At 37.3% G+C, this 23,344-nt stretch carries 19 protein-coding genes, 4 tRNA genes and 1 riboswitch; of the genes, 14 read left to right on the top strand and 9 right to left on the bottom strand.

From position 1 onward, the window contains the following. Positions 1-44: 44 nt before the first annotated feature. The 14 genes from LIV57_RS00800 (at position 45) to LIV57_RS00735 (ending at position 18,311) form a co-directional block, all read left to right on the top strand. Complete coding sequence (locus tag LIV57_RS00800; protein ID WP_227941010.1) at positions 45-2,027, top strand: heavy metal translocating P-type ATPase; 1,983 nt, start codon at positions 45-47, stop codon at positions 2,025-2,027. A gap of 440 nt (positions 2,028-2,467) precedes the next feature. Further along, a complete protein-coding gene (locus LIV57_RS00795) occupies positions 2,468-5,080 on the top strand; it encodes a T9SS-dependent M36 family metallopeptidase (protein ID WP_227941008.1) in 2,613 nt (870 codons plus the stop codon). A gap of 506 nt (positions 5,081-5,586) precedes the next feature. Next, positions 5,587-5,874 carry a hypothetical protein gene (locus LIV57_RS00790; protein ID WP_227941006.1) on the top strand — a complete coding sequence of 96 codons (288 nt, stop codon included), beginning with the start codon at positions 5,587-5,589 and terminating at the stop codon, positions 5,872-5,874. 206 nt (positions 5,875-6,080) lie between these two features. Beyond that, positions 6,081-6,356: a YHS domain-containing protein gene (locus tag LIV57_RS00785; protein ID WP_227941004.1), complete on the top strand. Its 276-nt coding sequence runs from the start codon at positions 6,081-6,083 to the stop codon at positions 6,354-6,356. Beyond that, complete coding sequence (locus LIV57_RS00780) at positions 6,343-7,020, top strand: SCO family protein (RefSeq protein WP_227941002.1); 678 nt, start codon at positions 6,343-6,345, stop codon at positions 7,018-7,020. The genes LIV57_RS00785 and LIV57_RS00780 overlap by 14 nt, the downstream gene beginning before the upstream one ends. 190 nt (positions 7,021-7,210) lie before the next feature. Beyond that, entirely contained in the window at positions 7,211-7,885 is a 675-nt protein-coding gene (locus tag LIV57_RS00775) for a superoxide dismutase (protein WP_317259030.1), read from the top strand. A 4-nt stretch (positions 7,886-7,889) separates the two neighbouring features. After that, positions 7,890-8,258, top strand: a complete 369-nt coding sequence (locus LIV57_RS00770) for a hypothetical protein (RefSeq protein WP_227941000.1) — start codon at positions 7,890-7,892, stop codon at positions 8,256-8,258. Between the two features lie 181 nt (positions 8,259-8,439). Continuing rightward, positions 8,440-9,270 carry an MbnP family protein gene (locus tag LIV57_RS00765; protein ID WP_227940994.1) on the top strand — a complete coding sequence of 277 codons (831 nt, stop codon included), beginning with the start codon at positions 8,440-8,442 and terminating at the stop codon, positions 9,268-9,270. Then, entirely contained in the window at positions 9,263-10,309 is a 1,047-nt protein-coding gene (locus tag LIV57_RS00760; protein WP_227940993.1) for a cytochrome-c peroxidase, read from the top strand. Before LIV57_RS00765 ends, LIV57_RS00760 begins: the two co-directional genes overlap by 8 nt. An 11-nt stretch (positions 10,310-10,320) precedes the next feature. Further along, positions 10,321-11,268 carry a transporter gene (locus LIV57_RS00755; protein ID WP_227940992.1) on the top strand — a complete coding sequence of 316 codons (948 nt, stop codon included), beginning with the start codon at positions 10,321-10,323 and terminating at the stop codon, positions 11,266-11,268. A 92-nt stretch (positions 11,269-11,360) separates the two neighbouring features. Continuing rightward, positions 11,361-11,545, top strand: a riboswitch (cobalamin riboswitch). 108 nt (positions 11,546-11,653) lie between these two features. Further along, complete coding sequence (locus LIV57_RS00750; protein ID WP_227940991.1) at positions 11,654-13,687, top strand: TonB-dependent receptor plug domain-containing protein; 2,034 nt, start codon at positions 11,654-11,656, stop codon at positions 13,685-13,687. Further along, complete coding sequence (locus LIV57_RS00745) at positions 13,684-14,817, top strand: YncE family protein (protein ID WP_227940990.1); 1,134 nt, start codon at positions 13,684-13,686, stop codon at positions 14,815-14,817. The genes LIV57_RS00750 and LIV57_RS00745 overlap by 4 nt, the downstream gene beginning before the upstream one ends. Before the next feature lie 13 nt (positions 14,818-14,830). Continuing rightward, a complete protein-coding gene (locus LIV57_RS00740; protein ID WP_227940989.1) occupies positions 14,831-16,024 on the top strand; it encodes a cell surface protein in 1,194 nt (397 codons plus the stop codon). A gap of 28 nt (positions 16,025-16,052) precedes the next feature. Beyond that, a complete protein-coding gene (locus LIV57_RS00735) occupies positions 16,053-18,311 on the top strand; it encodes a DUF5074 domain-containing protein (RefSeq protein WP_227940987.1) in 2,259 nt (752 codons plus the stop codon). 142 nt (positions 18,312-18,453) lie between these two features. On the opposite strand, the gene LIV57_RS00730 is transcribed toward LIV57_RS00735, so the two are convergent. The 9 genes from LIV57_RS00730 to LIV57_RS00690 form a co-directional block, all read right to left on the bottom strand. Beyond that, positions 18,454-19,242 (bottom strand): T9SS type A sorting domain-containing protein, encoded by a 789-nt coding sequence (locus LIV57_RS00730; protein WP_227940985.1) that lies wholly within the window; start codon positions 19,240-19,242, stop codon positions 18,454-18,456. A 224-nt stretch (positions 19,243-19,466) separates the two neighbouring features. Continuing rightward, positions 19,467-20,240, bottom strand: coding sequence for a T9SS type A sorting domain-containing protein (locus tag LIV57_RS00725; RefSeq protein ID WP_227940983.1), 774 nt, complete (start codon positions 20,238-20,240; stop codon positions 19,467-19,469). Positions 20,241-20,534: 294 nt separating this feature from the next. Continuing rightward, positions 20,535-20,606 (bottom strand) — tRNA-Glu (locus LIV57_RS00720). A 63-nt stretch (positions 20,607-20,669) separates the two neighbouring features. Continuing rightward, positions 20,670-20,741, bottom strand: a tRNA-Glu gene (locus LIV57_RS00715). Positions 20,742-20,823: 82 nt separating this feature from the next. Then, positions 20,824-20,895: transfer RNA gene (locus LIV57_RS00710), tRNA-Glu, on the bottom strand. Positions 20,896-20,905: 10 nt separating this feature from the next. Further along, entirely contained in the window at positions 20,906-21,160 is a 255-nt protein-coding gene (gene rpsT / locus LIV57_RS00705; protein ID WP_002983073.1) for a 30S ribosomal protein S20, read from the bottom strand. 66 nt (positions 21,161-21,226) lie between these two features. Next, on the bottom strand, positions 21,227-21,547 hold the full coding sequence (locus LIV57_RS00700) for a hypothetical protein (protein ID WP_105683297.1): 321 nt from the start codon (positions 21,545-21,547) through the stop codon (positions 21,227-21,229). Positions 21,548-21,918: 371 nt separating this feature from the next. Next, positions 21,919-21,990, bottom strand: a tRNA-Glu gene (locus LIV57_RS00695). Between the two features lie 60 nt (positions 21,991-22,050). Further along, on the bottom strand, positions 22,051-23,337 hold the full coding sequence (locus tag LIV57_RS00690; protein ID WP_227940981.1) for an N-acetylmuramoyl-L-alanine amidase: 1,287 nt from the start codon (positions 23,335-23,337) through the stop codon (positions 22,051-22,053). Between the last annotated feature and the right edge of the window lie 7 nt (positions 23,338-23,344).

Here is a 23,344-nt window from a genome sequence, read left to right as displayed (position 1 = left end):
ATTGCATCAGCCTCATCTTTACATTTGTATAAAAATATTCAGTTATGGAAAAATGCTGTAGTACAACCCCGGAAAAACCAGATACAAAAGGACACCAACATAACCATTCAGAAGGAGACGGACATGACCACGATGGGCATGATCACTCTCATGACTCAGGAGATCAGACAGTCTTCCAGATGTTTCTTCCGGCCATAATATCATTTGTCATCTTATTATTGGGAATTGCCTTTGATAACTATATAAAACCTGCATGGTTTACAGGCTGGGTACGGTTGGCATGGTTCCTGGCGGCTTATATTCCCGTGGGATTTCCGGTATTGAAAGATGCTTATAAAAGTATCATTAAGGGAGATGTGTTTTCAGAATTCTTTCTGATGAGCATTGCAACCATTGGTGCTTTTGCCATCGGAGAATATCCTGAAGGAGTAGCGGTAATGCTTTTTTATGCGGTAGGAGAAGTATTCCAGTCTATGGCGGTTACCAGAGCCAAAGGAAATATAAAAGCATTATTGGATCAGCGTCCTGATGAGGTAACGGTTATGGAAAATAATCAGCCCAAGACTATGAAGGCCAAAGAAGCTAAAATTGGAGACATCATACAGCTGAAACCCGGTGAAAAACTGGCGCTGGATGGGGAATTGCTTTCAGATTCGGCTTCATTCAACACCGCAGCTTTAACGGGAGAAAGTAAACCCGATACCAAAAATAAAGGCGAAGTGGTTCTTGCCGGGATGATCAATATGAACAGTATTGCCCTGGTAAAAGTAAATACAGCTTATGAAGACAGTAAACTGAGCAAAATCCTGGAATTGGTTCAGAATGCCACAGCCCAAAAAGCACCGACAGAATTGTTCATCAGAAAATTTGCGAAAGTATACACGCCCATTGTTGTATTTCTTGCTATAGGAATCTGTTTACTGCCTTATTTCTTTGTAAGCGATTATCAGTTCAGAGACTGGCTGTACAGAGCATTGATATTCCTTGTGATTTCCTGTCCTTGTGCCCTTGTAATTTCAATTCCTTTAGGATATTTCGGAGGAATTGGGGCAGCAAGTAGAAACGGAATTCTGTTCAAAGGAAGTAATTTTCTGGACAGTATTGCAGAGATTCAGAATGTAGTGATGGACAAAACCGGGACCATGACAGAAGGCGTATTCAAAGTTCAGGAAGTAAGCATAAGCCCTGAGTTTAACAAAGAAGAAATCCTTCAGCTGGTCAATGTTCTTGAAAGTAAAAGTACCCATCCGGTGGCAACAGCAATTCACAATTATGTTGGAGAAATCAATCACAACATTCCTTTGGAAAATGTAGAAGAGATAGCTGGTCATGGATTAAAAGCAACAATTAATGGAAAAGAACTTCTGGTAGGGAATTTTAAGCTGATGGATAAGTTTAACATCCGTTATGATCTTAACCACGGCAATATTGTGTATACGGTGATTGCGGTAGCGTATGATAAAAGGTTTGCAGGCTATATCACCATTGCAGATAGTATAAAAGAAGATGCAAAGCAAACCGTAGACAACCTGCATAAAATGAATGTAAAGGCTACGATGCTGAGCGGTGATAAAAGTACCGTTGTAAAATATGTAGCAGATCAATTGGGTATCGACAATGCATTCGGAGATCTGTTACCTGAAGACAAAGTAAACAAAGTTAAAGAAATCAAAGCCAGAAACGAGACCGTAGCCTTCGTAGGAGACGGAGTGAATGATGCGCCTGTAGTGGCTTTAAGCGATGTAGGAATTGCGATGGGAGGCTTGGGAAGTGATGCCACCATTGAAACGGCAGATGTAGTGATTCAGGATGATAAACCGAGTAAAATCCCGATGGCCATCAATATCGGAAAACAAACTAAAAAGATCGTTTGGCAGAATATTGTCCTCGCTTTTGCTGTAAAAGCCGTTGTTCTTATCCTGGGAGCAGGAGGACTGGCAACGATGTGGGAAGCCGTGTTTGCCGATGTAGGAGTCGCATTGCTAGCTATTTTGAATGCGGTGAGAATCCAAAGAATGAAATTTTAAGAAGCAAATAATAAACACAACTCAATTATATTCAATAAAAGCTCTGCTGAATTTTCAGCGGGGCTTTTGTTTTTTTAATATACATTATGTTAATCATTCCGCAGGTACTACAAGCATGCAATATGCTGCTTTTGTTAATCTCATTGAAAGTAAATTTAAGTCAGGCGTTTTCTCCATATTGGTCTGATCGTTAATGAATTGAAATTCAATTAAAAAACAATTTGTAACAATTAATGATAGTTATCAGTTCTTATTTTCATATTTCATCCCATTTTATTACAAAAAAATAATAGTTGAAAATTTATATATACAAAATTAAATAATTTGCTAAATAATATTTTTAGAAAAATTTATTGTAAAACAAAATCTTTGTTGAATTTTCAAATAAATGTCATTTTTAATGCTTATTATTTTTAAATTAGCAGGTAAAACAATCAAATATGAAAAATATAAAATTACCAATTCTGGTTGCTGCATTTGTGGCTTTTCCATCCTTACATTTATTTTCTCAGGATAATGAAAAACTAATCAGAGATTATATCTCACAAAACAAGATCAGAGAATATAAAAAATCTGACCTCACTAATTTTATTATTGAAAATACAGATGTATCAAAATCATTAAATGGTGATCTGGTGAAGTTTCAGCAGGTTTATAATGGATTTCCTGTTTATAATTCTGTTGGAACAGCGCTTATTCAAAATAATAAGATTGTTTATTACACAGACAATTTTGTGAAAAATTATACACAGTCCACACCTAATTCTGCAGGAATTAGTAAACCTGTTATTCTCCAAAAAATTGCAGACGCGATTGGAAAGCAGGAAATTCAAGCGTATTCTATTCTTGGTTTTTCAGAAGCTGAACCTGAGAACGCTCATAATACAGCCAAACAAAGATTAGTTTATGCAGAACATAATGGTGATTTAGTGCTTGCGTACGAATTCTCAATTCAGGAGCCAAAATCTTCCAATTTCTGGGATATTCTGGTTAATGCCCAGACAGGAGAAATTATTAGTAAGAAAAATTTGACTTTGTCATGTAATTTCGATACAAATGCCTATCATCATGATATATCCCATTCAGGAAATTCAGAAAAAAATATGACTAGTGAAGTCCCGGATTTTAGAACTCAACAGCAGATTTTTCCTTTTTTAGCTCCAGATAATGCTTCATATAATATATTTCCGTTACCTATTGAAGCTCCTACATTTGGTTCAAGATCAATTGTTTCAAATCCTTGGATTTTAGCTTCTTCCCCGGAAGGGTGGCATTCTGACGGTACCAATCACTACACAATTACAAGAGGTAATAATGTACATGCTTACGAAGATACCGCACATGCAAATGCCCCGGGATTTTCTCCTGATGGCGGGGCTGCCAGAGATTTCAATTTCCCTTATAGTACAAACGGGACTCCTGCAGCTAATCAAAGCGCTGCTATTACCAATTTATTCTACATGAATAATAAGGTTCATGACATATTTTACAAATTTGGTTTTACAGAATCTGCAAGAAATTTTCAACAAAATAATTTTGGACTTGGAGGTGTTGGAAATGACTATGTAAAAGCTGAAGCTCAAGATGGAGGAGGAACAAATAATGCCAATTTTTTTACTCCTCCGGATGGTAGCAGCGGAAGGATGCAAATGTACTTATGGTCAGCCCTTAACAGAATGTTTTTTTATAATGCACCCGATGTAGCTATTTCACGACAACCGGCTGTTGTGACAGCACAGTTTGGTCCAGCCTTAAATGCAACAGGAATTACTGGAAATGTACAATTATCATCAGTTCTGGATGGATGCTCTGCTTTGCCAGCCGGCTCACTTACCGGGAAAATAGGATTAATAGAAAGAGGAACCTGTACTTTTGCGGTTAAAGTAAAAAATGCTCAAAATGCAGGAGCAACAGCAGCTATCATTTATAATACTCCGACATCTACTGCAACTAGCCAGATGGGGGGAACAGACGCTACTATTACAATCCCTTCTGTTTTAATTGATAATACTGAAGGAGAATATATTAAAAATTTGCTTTCTGCTTCAACGGTTGTAAATGTTACCTTAAAAAATGATCCTGCAACCGGAACAACCCCTGATGGAGATTTTGACAATGGCGTTATTACCCACGAATATGGACATGGAATTTCCAATAGACTAACCGGGGACGGATATAGCTGTTTAGACTCATCAGTCGATAAAGAACAAATGGGGGAAGGCTGGTCTGATTTCTTTGCTATTATGCTAACCAATAAAGCGGGAGATAATGTTTCTGTACCGAGAGGAATGGGAACATATGTAATAGGACAGCCTATTACAGGCGCAGGAATAAGACCTGCAAAATATTCACCGGATTTCGCGATAAACAATTATACATATGGAAAAACTAATGGAATGGAAATAAATTCCACTAGTGGGCTTGTTCCTAATGTTCATTCTATCGGTTTTGTCTGGGCAACCATGCTATGGGATCTGCATTGGAAATATGTTGAAAAATATGGTTATTCTTCAGATGTAACAGCTGATATGACCAATGGAAGCTCAAGAGTATTACAAATAGTTACAGATGCATTAAAGCTTCAAGCTTGTAATCCTACATTTATTGACGGAAGAAATGCTATTTTGGCAGCGGATTTAGCTGCTACAGGAGGTTTGGATAAATGTATGATTTGGAATACTTTTGCTAAAAGAGGGCTGGGAGTTAATGCTTCTGCTGGCAGTAAAACTGATATTAACGATCAGGTTGAGGATTTTACGGTTCCTGCGGAATGTGCACTTGCTACAAACGAGGCAAAGATTGCTAAAAATTCAATTTCAATTTATCCCAATCCTGCTAAAAATGAATTTTACATTAATTTCCCAAATAATATGTTAGGAAAAGTAAGTGTTGATATTTACGATATGTCTGGAAAATTAATTTTTTCGGAAGGAAAAATATCAACAAATGCTAAAAAATCAATTTCCACTGATCAATTAACAAATGGGGTGTATATGGTAAAAATAAAAGGGCTTGGAATTGATACGGTTTCTAAGCTTATCGTAGAAAAGTAAATGACTCACTCATCAATATTATCTCACTCCAGGTTTTTCCTGGAGTGATTTTTATTTTCTAAAAGTAATAAGAGATTGAATAAAAAAACGATTTTTTTGCAAAGATGTGTTAGCTTTGATCTTGGTTCAAAAATATAAAATTGGAGTACAGCTTTTTGAAAGATTAACACAAAACAGTGATGCTTATTATGTGGTGATAAATTAGTTGTGTTTAAAAAAACTCTGCCAAATACATCAGCAGAGTTTTTATCAACAAGATTAAATTGTATATAAAGAACTAAATTGTATTCAAAGTTCGGGATAATATGATGGCAGCAACAGCCACAGTTTTGTAAATTTTAACGGTAACAGCTCAACTTTCCAATGACATTCATCATAAATGGAATATAAAACAGTTTTGAAATAGTATATTTGTAACAGAGAAAAAATCGTTGAGGTTATTTATTTCCATATTTGTCATTTTTACGATTGCATTACGCCCTGTTTTGCCATTGTTAAACTATGCCGTGAACTATGATTACATTGTAAAAAACCTTTGTGAGAAAAGGAATGTACCACAATCAACATGTAAGGGAAAATGCTATGTGGAAAAAGAACTGGCAAAAACAGAAAAGCAGTCCAATAGTTCCCAAACTATAAAGATTGCGGGATTAGATGTTTTTATTTCTCATGATATTCTTTCATTTTCGTCGCAGCTGAACTTAGAATTACTTACTAAAGTTCCGGATTCAAGCTACTTTAATTCTCATTCTTCAGAATACTTTTCAAGGATTTTCCATCCTCCATTGGCATAATTGTATGTAAACTATACTTTTAGTTTAATAATTGAAGGTTTTCAAAATCTTCATTAATAAGCCGTTAAAGGAACATTCTGCAGTTAAAATTAACTGTTGTAAGTATAAAGGATGCATCAGTTATTCTTAAAAAATGTTGTGCTTTTCCGGTTTATGCATAATGTCATAACTTTATTTAATAGTATTAATTTCAATTTAACATTACAATGAAATCTCTCATTATTTCGGCTGCTGTGCTGTCGATATCATTGGTGTCGTGTGCGAAAGAAACGCCTAAGGTAAAGCATGCAAGCCACATGGACACCTCCGGAAAGAAAATAGAAAATATACAGGTAGTGAATGAAGAAGACCCTATCTGCCACATGAAAACTGCCGGATCTCTTAAAGATACTGCGGTATATAAAAATAAAACGTACGGTTTTTGCAGTGTGTACTGCAAAGATGAATTCAAAAAAAATCCTGAGAAATATGCCCAAAAATAAAAAGACCGCAAATAAAAGTAAAGTGATCATACCCATTGCGGTATTTGCATTGCTTTTTCTGGGAATCGGGGTAGGAATGGGATATTTTAAAAAGAATCTTTATACTGTCATGAAAGTTCCGGATTTTGAACTTACAGATCAGAACAGTAAAAAAGTTACCAATAAAGATATGCTGGGAAAGGTATATCTCGTAGAATTTTTCTTCAGCAAATGTCCTACGATATGCCCGGTGATGAATACCAATATGAAGGCCATCCAAAACCAGATTAATGATCCCAGCTTCGGCATTATTTCCATCAGTATTGATCCGGAAAATGACACGCCTGAAGCTTTGAAAGAACATGCCCAAAGAATTGGTGCAAAATCTCCCAACTGGCATTTCCTGACCGGAGATCGTACCTATATTGGAAATCTCGCTGATCAGTTTAATATCTACGTAGGTGACAAAGAAGATGAAGGAGAAAGCCTGAACCACAGCGGAATGATTGCATTGGTAGATCAGGAGGGAAATATCCGCTGCAGATACAACAAAGAGAACATGCCCATTCTGTATTATTCAGGACTGAATTATGAAGATCCGGAAGGAAAAACACCCATGCTGACGGGAAAATATCACCCGGACAGAGAAATTCTGATTGAGGATATTAAGAAATTATTGAAATAGGGAAGGAGGGAAGCCGGATGTCTGAAGCTGGAAGTTATTCCAGACGATGAAACTCTAGCAGTTTTTTGAGATGGCTGTAAAAGGAAATAGAAGTTGAAAAAGTTAGGCTATAAAATTAATTACTTCCAGCTTCCATCACCCATCCTCCCGCTTAACAAGAAAACATTGTTCAACCATAAACAAAAAAGTTATGAAGATTATGAAAATAGCTGCTTTAAGTGCAGTTTTTGCGGCTCAGTTTGCACTGGCCCAGTTTAAGCAGACACCTTTGCCGTATGCTTATAATGCTTTAGAAGGAAATATTGATGCCCAAACGATGGAAATTCATTATTCAAAACACGGTGCAGCATATGCTGCTAACTTGAATAAAGCCATTGCTGGAACTCCACAGGAAAAAGAAACTTTGTTTCAGATTCTTTCCAATGTTTCAAAATTGCCTGCTGCTGTAAGAAATAACGCAGGAGGGCACTACAACCACGAACTGTTCTGGACGGTTCTTACTCCTCAGAAAAATACACAGCCTTCAGCAAAATTAGCAAAAGCCATCAATGAAACTTTCGGAAGTATGGATGCTTTTAAAGAAAAAATGTCTAAGGCAGGTGCAGACCGTTTTGGTTCAGGATGGGCCTGGCTTTCTGTAGGGAAAGATGGGAAACTGTTTGTTTCCTCTACTCCTAATCAGGACAATCCTTTGATGGATGTTGTAGAAGAAAAAGGAACTCCAATCTTCGGCATTGATGTATGGGAGCATGCTTATTATTTAAAATATCAGAATAAAAGAGCAGATTATCTTACCGCTATCTGGAATGTTACGAACTGGAAAGAGATCAGCAGAAGATATGATGAAGCGATAAGCAGGAAATAATCTGATGAAAATATTGTACAGCATACTTTTTACCTTCTATATGGTGCTAAGACCTTTAGTGCCCGTGGTAGAGTATGCTGTAAATTATGATTATATCGTTAAAGTTCTCTGTATCAATAAAACCAGGCCGGAGGTTCACTGTAACGGAAAATGTTACCTGAGTAAAGAACTCGCTAAAGCCAATGATTCAGAATCTTCACCTTTTCAGAAACTCAAAAACTCTGGGCAGAAAATTCTTGATACCTATATTCTGCCGGAGACTACAGAGATCAACACTACTGGAAAAATTTCGCTTTTCAATTTCAATTTTACCTACGAAACAGCCTATTCTTTTCTGTTTCTTACCCATATTTTCAAACCACCGGTTTTTTAAGTTGAACGATCACTATTTAACCACAAAAGTCACAAAAGCTTAGATAAATTAAAAGCTAAGTGTTCTTATTGTGCATAAAATTTATCACTTGATCAACTTAAGTGTAAAACTTTTGTGCCTTTTGAGTAAAAAAAGAATGTTTTTGCATTCAAAAATTATAATTCAACTTAAAAAATCAACAATGAAAATTTCTCAATTTTTATCACTATTCTTTATTGCCTTTACTGTATTCTCTTTTACAGCCTGCGGAAGCAGCAGGGATGATGAGAACCCACAGGATACTACGCCTGGAAAACTTCAGATCAAATTTGAAAATGGATTTAACAATGTGGGAGATATCGTTCTAAATCAGACGGTTCAGACTTCTGCTAACGGACAGAAACATAACTTTTCTGCTTTGAAATACGTCATCAGTAATATCGCATTGATAGACGAAAACGGAAACGAATTTAAATACAACGAAAATAATCCTGACAAAGGAGCTTTTATCGTAGATCAGGCAGATGCTGTAGCCGGAATTGTTTATCTTAATCTGGATGGTATCCCGAAAAATAATTATAAAAAAATAAGATTTGGATTGGGTGTCAGCCAGAAAGCGTATTTGCTGGGACAGGACGGGCAGGCTGAATTCTGGACAAAAGCCAAGCAGAAGGGAATGTCCTGGTCATGGGCGGCCGGTTATGTATTTGCAAAACTGGAAGGGAAATACGGTACAGATTCTCCTTCTAAAGAATTCATGAATCACACAGGAAATATGGGAAATACTGCTGCCAACAATACACCGGATCTTTATCGCGAAATTACATTGAATCTTCCAACAACAGCCAGAGTAACAGGACAAATCCGTCCTTCTGTTCACATTCTTGCAGACCTGAACCAATTTCTGAGCGGAGATAAGGCACTGACTCTTACCACATCCAATGATATGCTTATGGGGTCCAACCAGCACCTGGTAGACGTTACCAATAATCTTACAAAAATGTTTAAAGTAGACCATGTTCACAATGATTAATTTTTTTAAAACGATACTCGTTCTTCTTGTATTGGTCTTAAGCTTCATTTCATGTTCTGATGAGGTGATGCAGCCATTGGAAAAGGACGAAGCCTACAACCTGCAGTTTCCTTCTTATTTTCCGGAAATGACTTTTGACAAATCCATCAATCCGGTGACCAAAAATGGAGTGGAGCTGGGACGAAAATTATTCTATGAAGGTAGACTTTCAAGGAATAATACCATTTCATGCGGTTTCTGTCATATCCAGGAAAATGCCTTTACCCATCATGGTCATACGGTAAGCCACGGGGTAGACGACAGAATCGGAATCAGGAATGCACCGCCCATCCAGAATATGGCTTTTTTGAAAAGATATATGTGGGACGGAGTGATTCACAATCTGAATGAGCAGCCGATCAGCCCGATTACTGACGTGAATGAAATGGACAGTTCTATACCGGAAGCTATTTCGAAAATAAAAGATGATCAGAAATATAAAAAACTATTCAGAGAAGCTTATGGAGACGAAACCATTACCGGAGAAAGAATTCTGAAAGCATTGTCGCAGTTTATGGCTTCTTTAATCTCTGCAGATTCTAAATATGACAGATTCAAACAGGGAAAAGAGCAGCTGACTTCCACAGAAGCCAAGGGAATGGCACTATTTAATCAGAAATGTGCTTCTTGCCACAGCGGCGAATTATTTACCGATGAGAGTTTCAGAAATACAGGACTCTATTACAATACAGAGTTCAAAGATGCCGGACGTTACAGGGTTACTCTTAATCAGGTTGACTGGATGAAATTCCGGGTTCCAAGTCTGAGAAATGTTGAATATACTGCGCCTTATATGCATGACGGAAGGTTTTACACTTTGGAAGCAGTACTCAATTTCTATTCAGATCAGGTGGAAGATAATCCCAATCTTGATCCCCGCCTGAAACAGAACGGTCATGTAGGAATTGCCATGAACAGTCAGGAAAAACAATCGATCATTGCATTCCTGAAAACATTATCGGATAAAAGTTTTATATCCAATCCAAAATTTGCAGAATAATTTATAGAAACATGAAGAAGATTATAGTGATAGTAAGTTTGATCCTGTTTAGTCAGTATCAGGCAAAGATCATCAGAGACAGTGCTTATATTGCTCCGGAAACTTTCAGCAGATTCAATTTTGATGATGACTGTGATGCTTGCGGCTGTGCAGCAGGAAACGGATCTTCCGGCTTTGAGTCATTGTTGAATCCACAGTTTGTCGGAATTAAGTATTTTGCGCAGCATTACAAAGCTAAAGAGAACTTGTTTGTAAAAGACCTTACCCAGGATCAGTATTTCAATACGCTGCAACTTTGGGGGAAAATTCCTCTGACTAAAAAACTGAGTGTTTATGCGAGTCTGCCATTCCATTTTCATGAAAAGAAAACCATGCAGGGAGATATCAGAATCAATGGAATAGGAGATTTAAACCTGATGGGAATTTACCAGCTGATGAGCTCTAAAGATAATTTCCATCATCTGAGCGGAGGTTTGGGCGTGAAAATTCCACTCGGGAAGTTTGATGAAAAAGGAGCATCCGGTGTCAACCCAAGCTTTCAGCTGGGAACTGGCAGCTGGGACTATCAGGCCGCTTTGAATTATAAGTTTCAGAAAAATAAAGTAGCCGTATTGGTCAATACAGACTATACGGTCAAAACAGAGAATAAGAAAAATTACCGTTTTGGAAACCAATGGAACTATGCAGCAACAGGTTTTTATCAGGTTGCTGGAAATGAAAAATCCATTTTTTCTGTAAAAACTGGAGTGCAGGGAGAAGTTTATGCTCAGAATAAACAATTTGATGAAGCATTGCCGAACACTGCAGGAAGTGCTTTGTACGGAAAATTAGGTTTTGAAGCCTCTTATAAAAAGCTGAGCCTGGGAAGTGAAGTCATGCTTCCCATGTACACGCGCCTGGCGGGAGGAGATATTGAAGCTCAATCAAGATTTAGTATTTTTCTGAATATTGGAATTTAAAAAGAAACCCTTGTTGAAATCATGTTAAAGCTCCTTCGGGAGCTTTAATTGTTTATAAATCATGATTTTAGTTGGGGATTAGGAATAATTATTTATCTTTGCCGGAATTTGGTGAGCCGTAAAAAGCTCTTAAAAGGGAATCCGGTGAAAATCCGGGACAGACCCGCTGCTGTAAGCTCCACACCAAGTTTTTGAAGAATATATCCACTGTTTTTTAATGGGAAGGATTTCAAAAATGGAGTAAGTCAGAAGACCTGCCAGACAATAATCGTTTGACGCTTTCGTGGAATAAAGCTTAGGACATCAATGATTCTGTGCAGTAACAGCTGTGCTTTGTCGTTGTATTCTTATACCCATTAGCGTCTTCATTATCCTAAATGAGCTAATGACGCCAAAACTAACTACTTCTGCAATTCATAAAGTTGTTTTCACAATATTAGTGTTAACATCTCAACTTGTGCTTTCCCAAACTAAGAAAAAAGACAGTCTTCAGGAAGAGACCATTAAAGGGATCAATCTTTATAAAAAGAATTTTAAAGAAATTATTCCTGCACAAACCCTGCAGGGAGAGCAGCTGGAAAGATTAAACAGTCATTCTGTAGCAGATGCGCTGCGGTATTTTTCGGGTGTGCAGATTAAAGATTACGGCGGATTGGGTGGTTTGAAAACCATCAATATCCGAAGTATGGGAAGCCAGCATGTAGGGGTTTTTTATGATGGAATTCAATTAGGAAATGCCCAAAACGGCCTTGTGGATCTGGGAAGGTATTCTCTGGATGATCTGGAAGAAATTTCATTATACAACGGACAGAAAAGTGAAATTTTTCAACCTGCAAAAGATTTCGGTTCTTCAGGATCTATTTATTTACAGCCTAAAACTCCTGTGTTTAAAGGAACAAGAAAAACCAATCTTGTGATAAGAGCCAAAAGTGCTTCCATAGACCTCTTCAATCCGTCATTCCGGCTGGAGCAGAAAATTTCAGACAGGGTTTCTGCCAGTTTCAGTGGCGAATTTATGCAGAGTGACGGAATTTACAGATTTAGATATGCTAAGAAATATCCTGATGGACAGCAAGCCTATGATACCATTGCCAAAAGACAGGATTCAGATATTCGGGCAAAACGTTTTGAAACTTCTTTCAACGGAACTTTAAATAACGGAAGCTGGAATATCCGTGGCTACGGTTATATTTCAAACCGCGGAATGCCGGCACCTATTGTGAATGGACGTTTCGGAGGAAGAGGAGCGAGACTTTCAGATGAAAATTATTTTGTACAGGCTAATCTGAGAAAAAAACTGTTCCCGAAATTTGAAACGCAGCTGAAAGCAAAATTTGCCTACGATTATACCCATTTTATGGATACGGTTCGTTCGCAGTCTATTATTTATACCGATAATACCTACATCCAAAGGGAACTTTATCTTTCCTCTTCCAATATTTATTCAATTACACCCAATTGGGATGTCAGCCTGAGCGGTGATTTTCAGTATAATAATCTGGATGCCAATCTGGATAATTTTTCTTATCCTACAAGATATACTACATTGGTAGCATTGGCAACAACGTATCAGTGGAACAGATTCAAAATTTTGGGAAGCCTTTTAGGAACCTTTACATTTGAAGAAGTAAGAAAAAATAAAAGACCGGGAGATGCCAGAGAGTGGACACCTGCGGTGTTTATGAGCTATCAGCCGGAAAAAATTCCGGAGCTTACTCTAAGAGCTTTCTATAAAAGAATTTTCAGACTTCCGACCTTCAATGATTTGTATTATACCAATATCGGAAATACCTATCTGAAACCGGAATTCACCAATCAATATGATGTAGGATTTACCTATCAGAAGAATTATAACAACCGTCTCTTTAAAACATTTTATGCTAAAGTAGACGGTTACTACAACAAAGTACAGGATAAAATTGTGGCAGCTCCGAACGGAAGCATGTTCCGATGGCTGATGATGAACCTTGGATTGGTTGAAATCATTGGTGCAGATGTGAATGTGCAGACAGAACTTCAATTGGGAAAAGTTACTCTTAGACCGTTGCTTTCCTACACTTATCAAAGTGCAAGAGATATGAGTGATCCTGAAGATACTTTTTACCGCAATCAGATTCCTTATACCCCATGGAATAGCGGATCGTTCAGTCTGATGGCAGATTATAAAGACTGGAGTTTCAATTACAGTGCAATGTACGTAGGAGAAAGATATGACGTGAACCAGGATAACATTCAATACAATTATGTGCAGCCCTGGTATACGCACGATTTGTCTGTTCAGAAAAAATTCAACTGGGCGAATCATCAGTTTAAAATAAGCCTTGAGATAAATAATATTTTCAATCAGTACTATGATGTGGTCCTCAATTATCCGATGCCCGGAAGAAATTTTAAACTTATTCTAAACTTTACCCTATGAGAAAACTAAACTTTTATTTTTTATTTCTGGTATTAGCTTTTCTTACCTCATGCCGTACAGATGAAATTATTGTCCGTCAGGAAGTGGTGGAAGGACTTCCTTCAGAAAACACAGCAATAAAAGGCTTTTACATGCTGAATGAAGGAAACATGGGAAGCAATAAATGTACCCTTGATTTTTTTGATTACACCAAAGGAACCTATTACCGGAATATCTACGCAGAAATCAATCCCAATGTCGTAAAAGAGTTGGGAGATGTGGGAAATGATATCAAAGTTTACGGAAGCAAACTTTATATCGTAGTCAATGTTTCCAATAAAATTGAAGTGCTGGATGCCAAAACGGCCAAACGTATTACTTCTATTCCATTACAAAACTGTCGGTACCTTGCTTTCAAAAACGGAAAAGCTTATGCCAGCAGCTATGCCGGACCTGTAGCGATTAACCCGAAAGCCCCGAAAGGGAAAGTAGTGGAAATTGATACGACTTCTCTTTCCATCCAGCGTGAGGTAGTGGTAGGATATCAGCCCGAAGAAATGGAAATTGTGGGAAATACCTTATTTGTTGCCAATTCCGGAGGATATAAGGCTCCCGATTATGATAATACAGTCTCCGTAATCGACCTGAATACTTTTACAGAACTTAAAAAAATAAATGTTGCCATCAATCTTCATCACATTAAAAAAGATAATTACGGTGATCTCTATGTAACCTCAAGAGGAGATTATTATAATGTTCCTTCCAGTCTTTATTTAATAGATGCAGCTACAGGAACAGTTAAGAAAAATTTCCATCTCTCCGTGAGTGAAATGACAATCGTGAATGATAAACTCTATTTCTACGGCAATGAATTCAACTACAATACCCACAGCTATAAAAAGACATTTGGAATCATTGATGTAAAAACAGAACAGATCATCGCCAACAGAATTTTTGACAAAGAATATGAAGATGCCATTAAAACCCCTTACGGCATTGCCGTAAACCCAATCACAGAAGATATCTACATGACAGATGCCAGAAATTATGTATCCATGGGATTTGTGTATTGCTTTGATAAAAACGGACACTTTAAATGGAAAACGGAAGGCGGAAATATCCCTGCCCACTTCGCTTTTTTATACAAATAACCAACCTTAAGACATGAACAGAAATACCTTTACTTATTTAAAAACCGGGCTTTTATCCTTTTTCCTTTTAGGAGCAATTGCCTGTAAACATGATGATGAAGACGAATTTACCTTTAACGGCCTTGATGATTCCTATACCATTGAGCGTTTAAAGGTTTTGAGTATTCCTACCAATGCATCAGGATCGGTTACTTGGAGTATCAACGATTCTATTATTTCCCAAAACTCAGAACTTGAATTTATCAGTGTGAACGCAGATGCTTATCCTCTGACTTTAAAGATCAGGAATAAAGGAAATGAGCAGGTGTTTCATTCTAAAATAATCGTTACCAAAGAAAAAACACCATATACCAGATACATTTCCAAAGTACTGGAGTTCCGCCCTGCCGTAGGACAGTTTATGAATGAAATTCCGGAATACGAACCCGGAAATACTGCCGCGAATATGCTTCAGAAAGCCAATGAATCTTTGGTGGGAGGTAATTCAACCATGATCAGTCTGGGAGGATATGGAGGATATGTAGTGTTCGGTTTTGATCATACCATTCCGAATTTAAATGGACGTGATTTTAAAATACTCGGAAATGTATTCTTTGGGAATGACGCCGCTGACCAACGTTCGGGATCCTGTGAACCGGGAATTATTATGGTGGCCTACGACAGAAATAAAAATGGAAAGCCGGATAATGATGAATGGTACGAAATTGCAGGCAGTGAATATTTTAAAAATGCTACCGTAAAAGATTATAGCATAACTTATTTTAAGCCTGACGAAAATAAAACACCTGTAGCCGGAACTGAATTCTGGCAGGCCGATGTGGAATATATTAAGTGGAGTGACAACCTTGGAAATCAGGGGTTCAAAACAAAAAATACATTTCACGTACAAAGTTACTATCCCTTATGGTTTACCGAGAGTTCTTACGGCTTTTCGGGAACAAGACTCGCCAATAATTTTTATGATCAGAACGGTGACGGATCGTATTGGGTAGGAAAATCATATGAGTTCGGATATGCAGATAATGCTCCGAATAATGATGATTCTTCCAATATTGATATTTCATGGGCGGTAGACAGAAGTGGAAAATATGTAAAACTTCCGGGTGTAGACTTTATGAAAATATATACGGGAGTTAATCAGGAAGCAGGATGGCTGGGAGAAGTTTCTACAGAAGTGGCAGGAGCTTACGATTTACATTTCAAATAATAATACAATCTATTTAAATTAATAAAAAATGAAAAAGTTTTATCTTTTTATGATGCTTTTTCTGTTTGCATGCGTATCCAATGCACAGATAAAAGTACAGGGTGTGCCCAGAAATGATATTTCAGGGATCAGTAATCTTAATACCACTGCCATCAGTTTTTCTGATATTCAGTATTGGGTAGGGTCGGGAACCAATCAGGCTGCTTTTGTAGTACAGTGGAACGACGGTAAAAATCCTGATGCGATGGTTTGGGGATTCAAATGGAACGGAAGTGCTACCGGAGAAGATATGCTGAAAGCTATTGCTAAAGCAGACCACAGATTATATACGTTGCTTTATCAGGGAACACAATTTGGATCAGCAGTCGGAGGGATTGGATTTGATCTGAACGGCCAGGGGACCAATGCCCTGATCAAAAGCGGAAATACCACTTATCCGTTATATCCGGTCAATGGTTTTGTCAATACAACAGCTTATGATTTCGACAGCTACACCATTGTAGATGCTGCGAACGATCACTGGCAGTCAGGTTGGACCGTGAACGGATATTGGGCGTACTGGGTGAAGAATCCGACGGATGCAGATTTCGGATATTCCAGTGTTGGAGCTTCCTCACGGACATTGCAAAATGGTTCCTGGGATGTATGGAATTTCAATGTAGGATTTAATGAAACACCTGTTTCTTCTACCATGACTCCGGTTTCTCCATATGTAGCTTCTACAAACTATACCAACGGATATTTTATGGTGAACGAAGAATGGTTTGGTCATACCAACGGTTCTGTAAACTTCATTGATAATAACGGCCAGATCAATTACCGTGTGTACAGTAATGCCAATAATAATCAGGCTTTCGGGGCAACGACACAGTACGGAACAATTTATGGTGATAAATTTTACTTCGTATCAAAGCAGGCTGCTGATGGGGGAGATACTCAATATACTCCGGGAGGAAGATTGGTTGTAGCCAATGCACAGACCATGCAGAAAATTGCTGGTTTTAATAACATCGGAGGCGGTGACGGAAGATCATTTGTAGGTGTTAATGAACATAAAGGATATATTGGTACTTCCACCGGTATCGTTCTTTTTAATATTGATAATTTACAGGTTGGTAATTTAATTACCGGAACAGGTGGAAACGGGCAGATCGGAAATATGATCCGTACTTCACAATATGTTTTTGCCGTAAAACAGGGAGTAGGAATTTTAGTGATTAATCCTAATACCGATACGATAGTGAGTACTATTGCAGGAGGGTTCTACTCGGTGGTTCAGGCTAAAGACGGAAGTGTATGGGGAATTCAGGATCAGAAGCTGATCAGCATTAATCCTACCACTTTTGCAACACAGATCTACAATATCCCAACTACAAAGTATATCGGAGACTGGGGAGCGTGGAATGCCGGAAGATTCACAGCAAGTAACAAAGAAAATGCTTTATACTGGATCAATTCAATAAGCAGCTGGAGCTCAGGAACACAGATTGTGAGATTTGATGTTACAACGAAAACATTTAACGAAAACTTTGCTGCAATTCCAGGACAAACAGGTCAGTTTAAACAAATTCCATACGGAGCGGCTCTTCGTGTAAACCCTGTTACCGGAGAGTTGGTTCTGAATACCACAGAAAGCGGATATGGAGCACACTATCAGAAAAACTGGATTCATACCTATGATATGACCGGAGCCCTTATCAATACAAAAACTCTGAACGACTACTATTGGTTCCCTTCGCTGACGGTATTTACCAATAACTCAGTTCCTGTTGTAAGTAATGTTTTCCCTTCACAGGTTACTGCAGGAAACACAACGACAATTGATCTGAAATCAATAGTTTCTGATGCCGATAATATGACGGTATCTGTTGTAAAAACTGTAAAATCAAACAGCAATCCTACCACGGTCTCTGCTGTAATTAATAATAATGATGAGCTGGTTCTGACACCGCTTGTTTCAGGTATATCTGATATTGTGATCAGCTTTAACTCAAACGGTAAATTAGTTGAAAAAACACTTACAGTAAACAGTACTGCTTCAACATTAGCAACTGCTGAGGTTAAGAAGCTTGAGTTTGGCATCTATCCAAATCCTGTAACAGATATTCTTACGATTAAAACTCAGGAGAAAATTCAGAATGTTTCTCTTTACGATGCTTCAGGCAGAGTAATCAATGTACAGCTGAACAATGGTCAGATTAATGTAAGTGCACTTCCAAAGGGTATTTATATTGTAAAAGCTGTAACCGATAAAGCGGTATATCAGCAGAAATTAATCAAAAACTAATACTATTGCAGATAGTAATCTTGTTATTTTAACCTCTGATCAATTTTGGTCAGGGGTTTTTATTGACCAATCAATAGGGGATGATATAAAAAACCCGGCAAGCTTTTAAAGCTTGCCGGGTTCATTCTGTTGTATATCTTCTTTATTTGATAATCACTTTTTTAGAGTATGTTTTTCCTTCTTTTGTCTGAAGTTTCATAATATATACCCCTTGTGGCTGTTTGGTATCAAAAGTATTTGATGTCAGCTTGGAACGGAATACTTCTTTTCCTGAAGTATTGGTTAAAGTAACTTCGGAACCTTCTGCAGAAACATTTTTGTCAAGAGTGAACTGCCCGTCCTGGCTGTGAGCCATAAAATTGATGAAAGGATCTTTGTACTGGTAAGCATAGTATACTCTAAGCTCTCCACCGATATTCAATAATCCGGAATTCACATTTATTTTAATACGGTCAAAAGGGATGTTCATCGTCATCTCTATTTCTCCTTTGCTTGGATCTCCGCTTCCAAGAGTGATCAGTTTTGTGGCAAGACTTGTGTAATCGTTATTGGAAACATCTCCATTAAATGTTTCAATAGATACCCCGCCCAATAACTGTGCAGATAGAGGAGTCCCGTTTGAACCTATCGCAAGAACAAGTTTATTGGTATTGTTCGCAATATTGGTAGTTGGGAAAATCAATGTCTGCTCTGTTCTTGCAAGAAGCCCCACTGAAACCTGTAGAGTAGAATAGTCATTCTCGTTGCTCCCTACAGCATTCTGAGGATTCAATACACCACAACCCAGGCATACTCCAAGCACCTGATTGGTCTGGCTGCTTGCGTAGGTTTTTACAATCTGAGCAAAAGACATTGTGCTGGTTAAAAATAGAAATGATGCCAAAACTGCAGCTTTCATCGTGCGTTGGCCACGTAATAAATAAGTTTTCATATATAGAAAATTTTGGATTTTAGTTTTTTTGTAAATTTATAAATAAAATAATTATGTTGCATATTTTATTTCATAATTATGTGATTTGTTAATAATTTATTGATATTTGCAATTGATGATTTATTATTATTTAATGAAGTGGTTGTTTGTACTAGCCTGAAAATGAATGCGAAAAATACGGCAGCTTGAAAAAATCTACCGCATTTAATCTATCATTCATTAAATTATTTGATTACAATTTTTTTGGAATAGGTTTTACCTTCTTTCGTTTGTACATTCATGATATAAATGCCTTCCGGCTGTTTCGGCTCAAATGTATTTGAGGTCAGCTTGGAACGGAATACTTCTTTTCCTGAAGTATTGTACAGGATAACTTCGGAATCTTCCACAGGAACATTTCCACCAAGAGTAATCTGCCCGTTCTGACTGTGAGCCATGATATTCATCAATGGATCCTGGTAAGCATAATAAACTCTGAAACCACCGCCAAGGCTTAGAACACCACCTGTTAATCCAATTCTTATCCCGTCATAAGGCTTTGTAGGTTTGAATTCTATTGTACCTCTGTTTGGGGTTGCGCCCAGTTTAAGAAGGCTTACATCAATTGTTCTCCGGTCATCATTGGATGTACCGCCATTCATTGTTTCAAGCGTTACTCCGCTTAACAACTGTACAGATAATGGGATGTTGTCTGTTCCGATTCCTACTACCAGTCTTGTGTCAGATCTTAGGTCAGGAAAAATGAGGGTTTGCTGAATTCCTCCCAACAGGACTGTTCCCAATACCATTGTTGAATAGTCATCCTCGTTATCTCCTACAGCATTAAGAGGATTATCAATATGACATCCCAGGCAGGCTACTCCGAATACTCCGGAGCTTTGTGCGTGTGCATAGATTCTGTTTTGTGCCAAGGACATTGTGCCGGCAGAAAATAAAAATAAAGCCATCAATCCGACCTTTAAAGAGGATCGGCTTCCCGAAAATAAATTGAATTTCATGTTATATATTTTAAAAATGAATAGTTTTATTCAAATTTAAGGATTAATGGAAGAAGTAAAAAAAAATATTTCCATTATTGGTGATATTTTTAATGAAATTTAATATGACTCCATCATTGGGAACGAAAATAATATACAAATCTTACCTGTGAGATGTTTTTGTTTGATGTATTATTGTTCAGTTGGATAAAGCCAGGTACGGTTGAAAGCTTAAATCTGTTAACCTTGTTGAAAAGAAATTACCGGAATCCTGTATATAGAAACGAAAAAAGGACTTTCGAAAAAGTCCTTTTGTAGCCCGTAGGGGAATCGAACCCCTCTTACCAGAATGAAAATCTGAGGTCCTAACCGATAGACGAACGGGCCCTCTATCTTCCATTACCGAAGTAATGTGTTAGCTTTTGTTTTTATAAGTGTCAACTCTTATTGTAGCCCGTAGGGGAATCGAACCCCTCTTACCAGAATGAAAATCTGAGGTCCTAACCGATAGACGAACGGGCCGGTTAGATTTATTTAAATATAGCTTTTTCTACAGTGATCTTTATAAAACCACCGTTGTTACAGTGGTCTTATAAAATGTAAGTAGCCCGTAGGGGAATCGAACCCCTCTTACCAGAATGAAAATCTGAGGTCCTAACCGATAGACGAACGGGCCAGCTATATTGTTACGCTAATTTATTAACGTGCTTTGTTAATTTGCTTTTCAAGTTAGCTGCTTTGTTTTTGTGGATAATATTTTTCTTAGCTAATTTATCCAATAAAGCGATAACTTTTGGCAATTGTTCTGTAGCAGCAGCTTTGTTCTCTTCATTTCTTAAAGCTTTTAAAGCTGTTCTAGCAGTCTTGTGGTAATATCTGTTACGAAGTCTTCTAGTTTCGTTTTGTCTGATTCTCTTTAGTGCTGATTTATGATTTGCCATATCGTTTAAATGTGAGTGCAAAACTATAAACTTTTTTTTAAACTACCAAATTTATTTTTAAAAATTTTAATTTTCTTCTGATAGGTACTTTCTGAGTTTATTTATTGCCTGTTCTATTTTTAAATTTTCTTGTTCTTTCTCTAATTTTTTGATCGTATTTCCCAGCATGATCAGTGCATTATTCCATTCTCCAGTGGTATTGGTGAAAGTAAGTTCATCAATTGTTACTTCAAAAGCAACCCTTTCTCCAGTCCTGTAAAGCCTGAAACTGATTTTATCATCTCTGCCTGTAATCCCGCCTTCATTGATTTGTAAATCGTAACTTTTTGGGTTAGAGTGGATTTTCTTAAAAAGCAATTTCGCTTCTTGTATTTTTAAATCCGGCATGATATAAAATTTGATGGTCTGCAGAAAACTGCAAACAATGATTTATCAATAATATTTTTCATCAGTGTTACCCTATTGGTAGAACCAACTATGGATAAATTTTTTGCAAATATAATGCTTTTGTGACATATAACATATAGGGATTGCTTTTTTCAAATAAAAGTAATGGCCTTTCAATAGAATAACAGTAATTCTCATGCTGTCAGTATATTAAAATTCGGATATTAAGTCATCTGTTATACTATAATCACAAAATTTGAAACATTCTTCCATCCTGCTAATGCTCAAAAAGCTTTTTTTAAATTAAAAAACAGAATGAAGAAGCTTATAAAAAAACCTTCAACTGAGCAGTTAAAGGTTTGTATTTTTTGTAGCCTATAGGGGAATCGAACCCCTGTTGCAAGAATGAAAATCTTGAGTCCTGACCACTAGACGAATAGGCCAAATTTTGAGGTTGCAAAAGTAGGAATTAACTTTTAAACTTCAAAATTATTTTTTTTGATTTATCTGTAGACCTTTTGTATCACCGTATTTTTGATACCTTTAGCTTCAAGTTCCTTCTGAAGTTTTACAGCATCTTCCAATGTGTATACTTTTCCATACGTGTAGTAGAATACACCGTTGTCCTTATTTCGTTCCACATCTTTTAAATTCTGGAGGATATAAGAATTCCCGTTCAGTTTATCGCCTGCATATACTTCAATCGTATAATATCCCATGCTGATTCTCTGATTAGGCATAAATCCTACGGCAAATGCATTTCTGAAACCTGCATCTTTCGCTGTTTTAAGGTTAATATCTTTTACCGAAGCCATATTGGTTACAGCATAATAATACTTGTACTGTCCGTTTTCTTTAAGCGTAAGAATATAGTTCAGGCCTTTCAGGGCAGGATCATTTTCATTGTATTTCGTAGGAGAACTCATTAATAGAATTCTGAAATCATTTTTCAAAGGAACCTCTGCAGGTTTTTCCGGCTCTGGCTTTCTTGTTGCAATAGAACCTCCGGATTTTCTGTCAATCGCTTTTTTATAATCAATTATGGCATTGTAGATACTTTCTGCAATTTCAGTCTGCCCTTTATCTGAAGCGATGTAGTGACTTTCTTCAGGGTGATTGATGAACCCGGTTTCTATCAGTACAGATGGCATGGCATTCATACGGAGAACGTGAAGGTTTTTCTGAAATACACCTCTTGAGGATCTTTTATCTTTATTCACAAAGTTATCTTCTACCAATCCTCCCAAAAGAAGACTTGATTCCAGATATTTACTTTGCTGAAGTTTCAGGGCAATTAATGACTCCGGTGAGTCCGGATTATAAGAACCAAAGATCTGTTTATCTTTTTCATCCAGGAAAATCACATCATTTTCCCTTTTGGCTACTTCCAGGTTTTCATTATTCTGGTTAGGTCCCTGTACATATGTTTCTGTTCCATATGCTGTAGGTCTCTGGGAAGAGTTACAGTGGATGGATATAAAAAGGTCTGCTTTACTTCTGTTGGCCAGATTGGTTCTGTCAGACAGAGACGGATACTCATCTATTTTACGGGTATAGATTACCTTAAAATCTCTGTTTTTTTCTAACATCGCACCTACTTTTAATGTAATGGCAAGTGTAATGTCTTTTTCTGCGACTCTTCCGATGTCGGAATAAGTCCTGTTGGCTCCATGATCACTTCCTCCGTGTCCAGCATCCAGAACGATAGTAAACTTCTTCTGGGAGAAAATAAAGTTGCTGATAAGGATAAGGAGAAATGATAAAATTATTTTAAAATTTTGTTTGTGCATCTTACAG

It is taken from the genome of Chryseobacterium sp. X308 (assembly GCF_020733145.1).
Taxonomy (GTDB): Bacteria; Bacteroidota; Bacteroidia; order Flavobacteriales; family Weeksellaceae; genus Chryseobacterium; species Chryseobacterium cupriresistens.
This window is presented reverse-complemented; position numbering and strand designations above follow the sequence as displayed.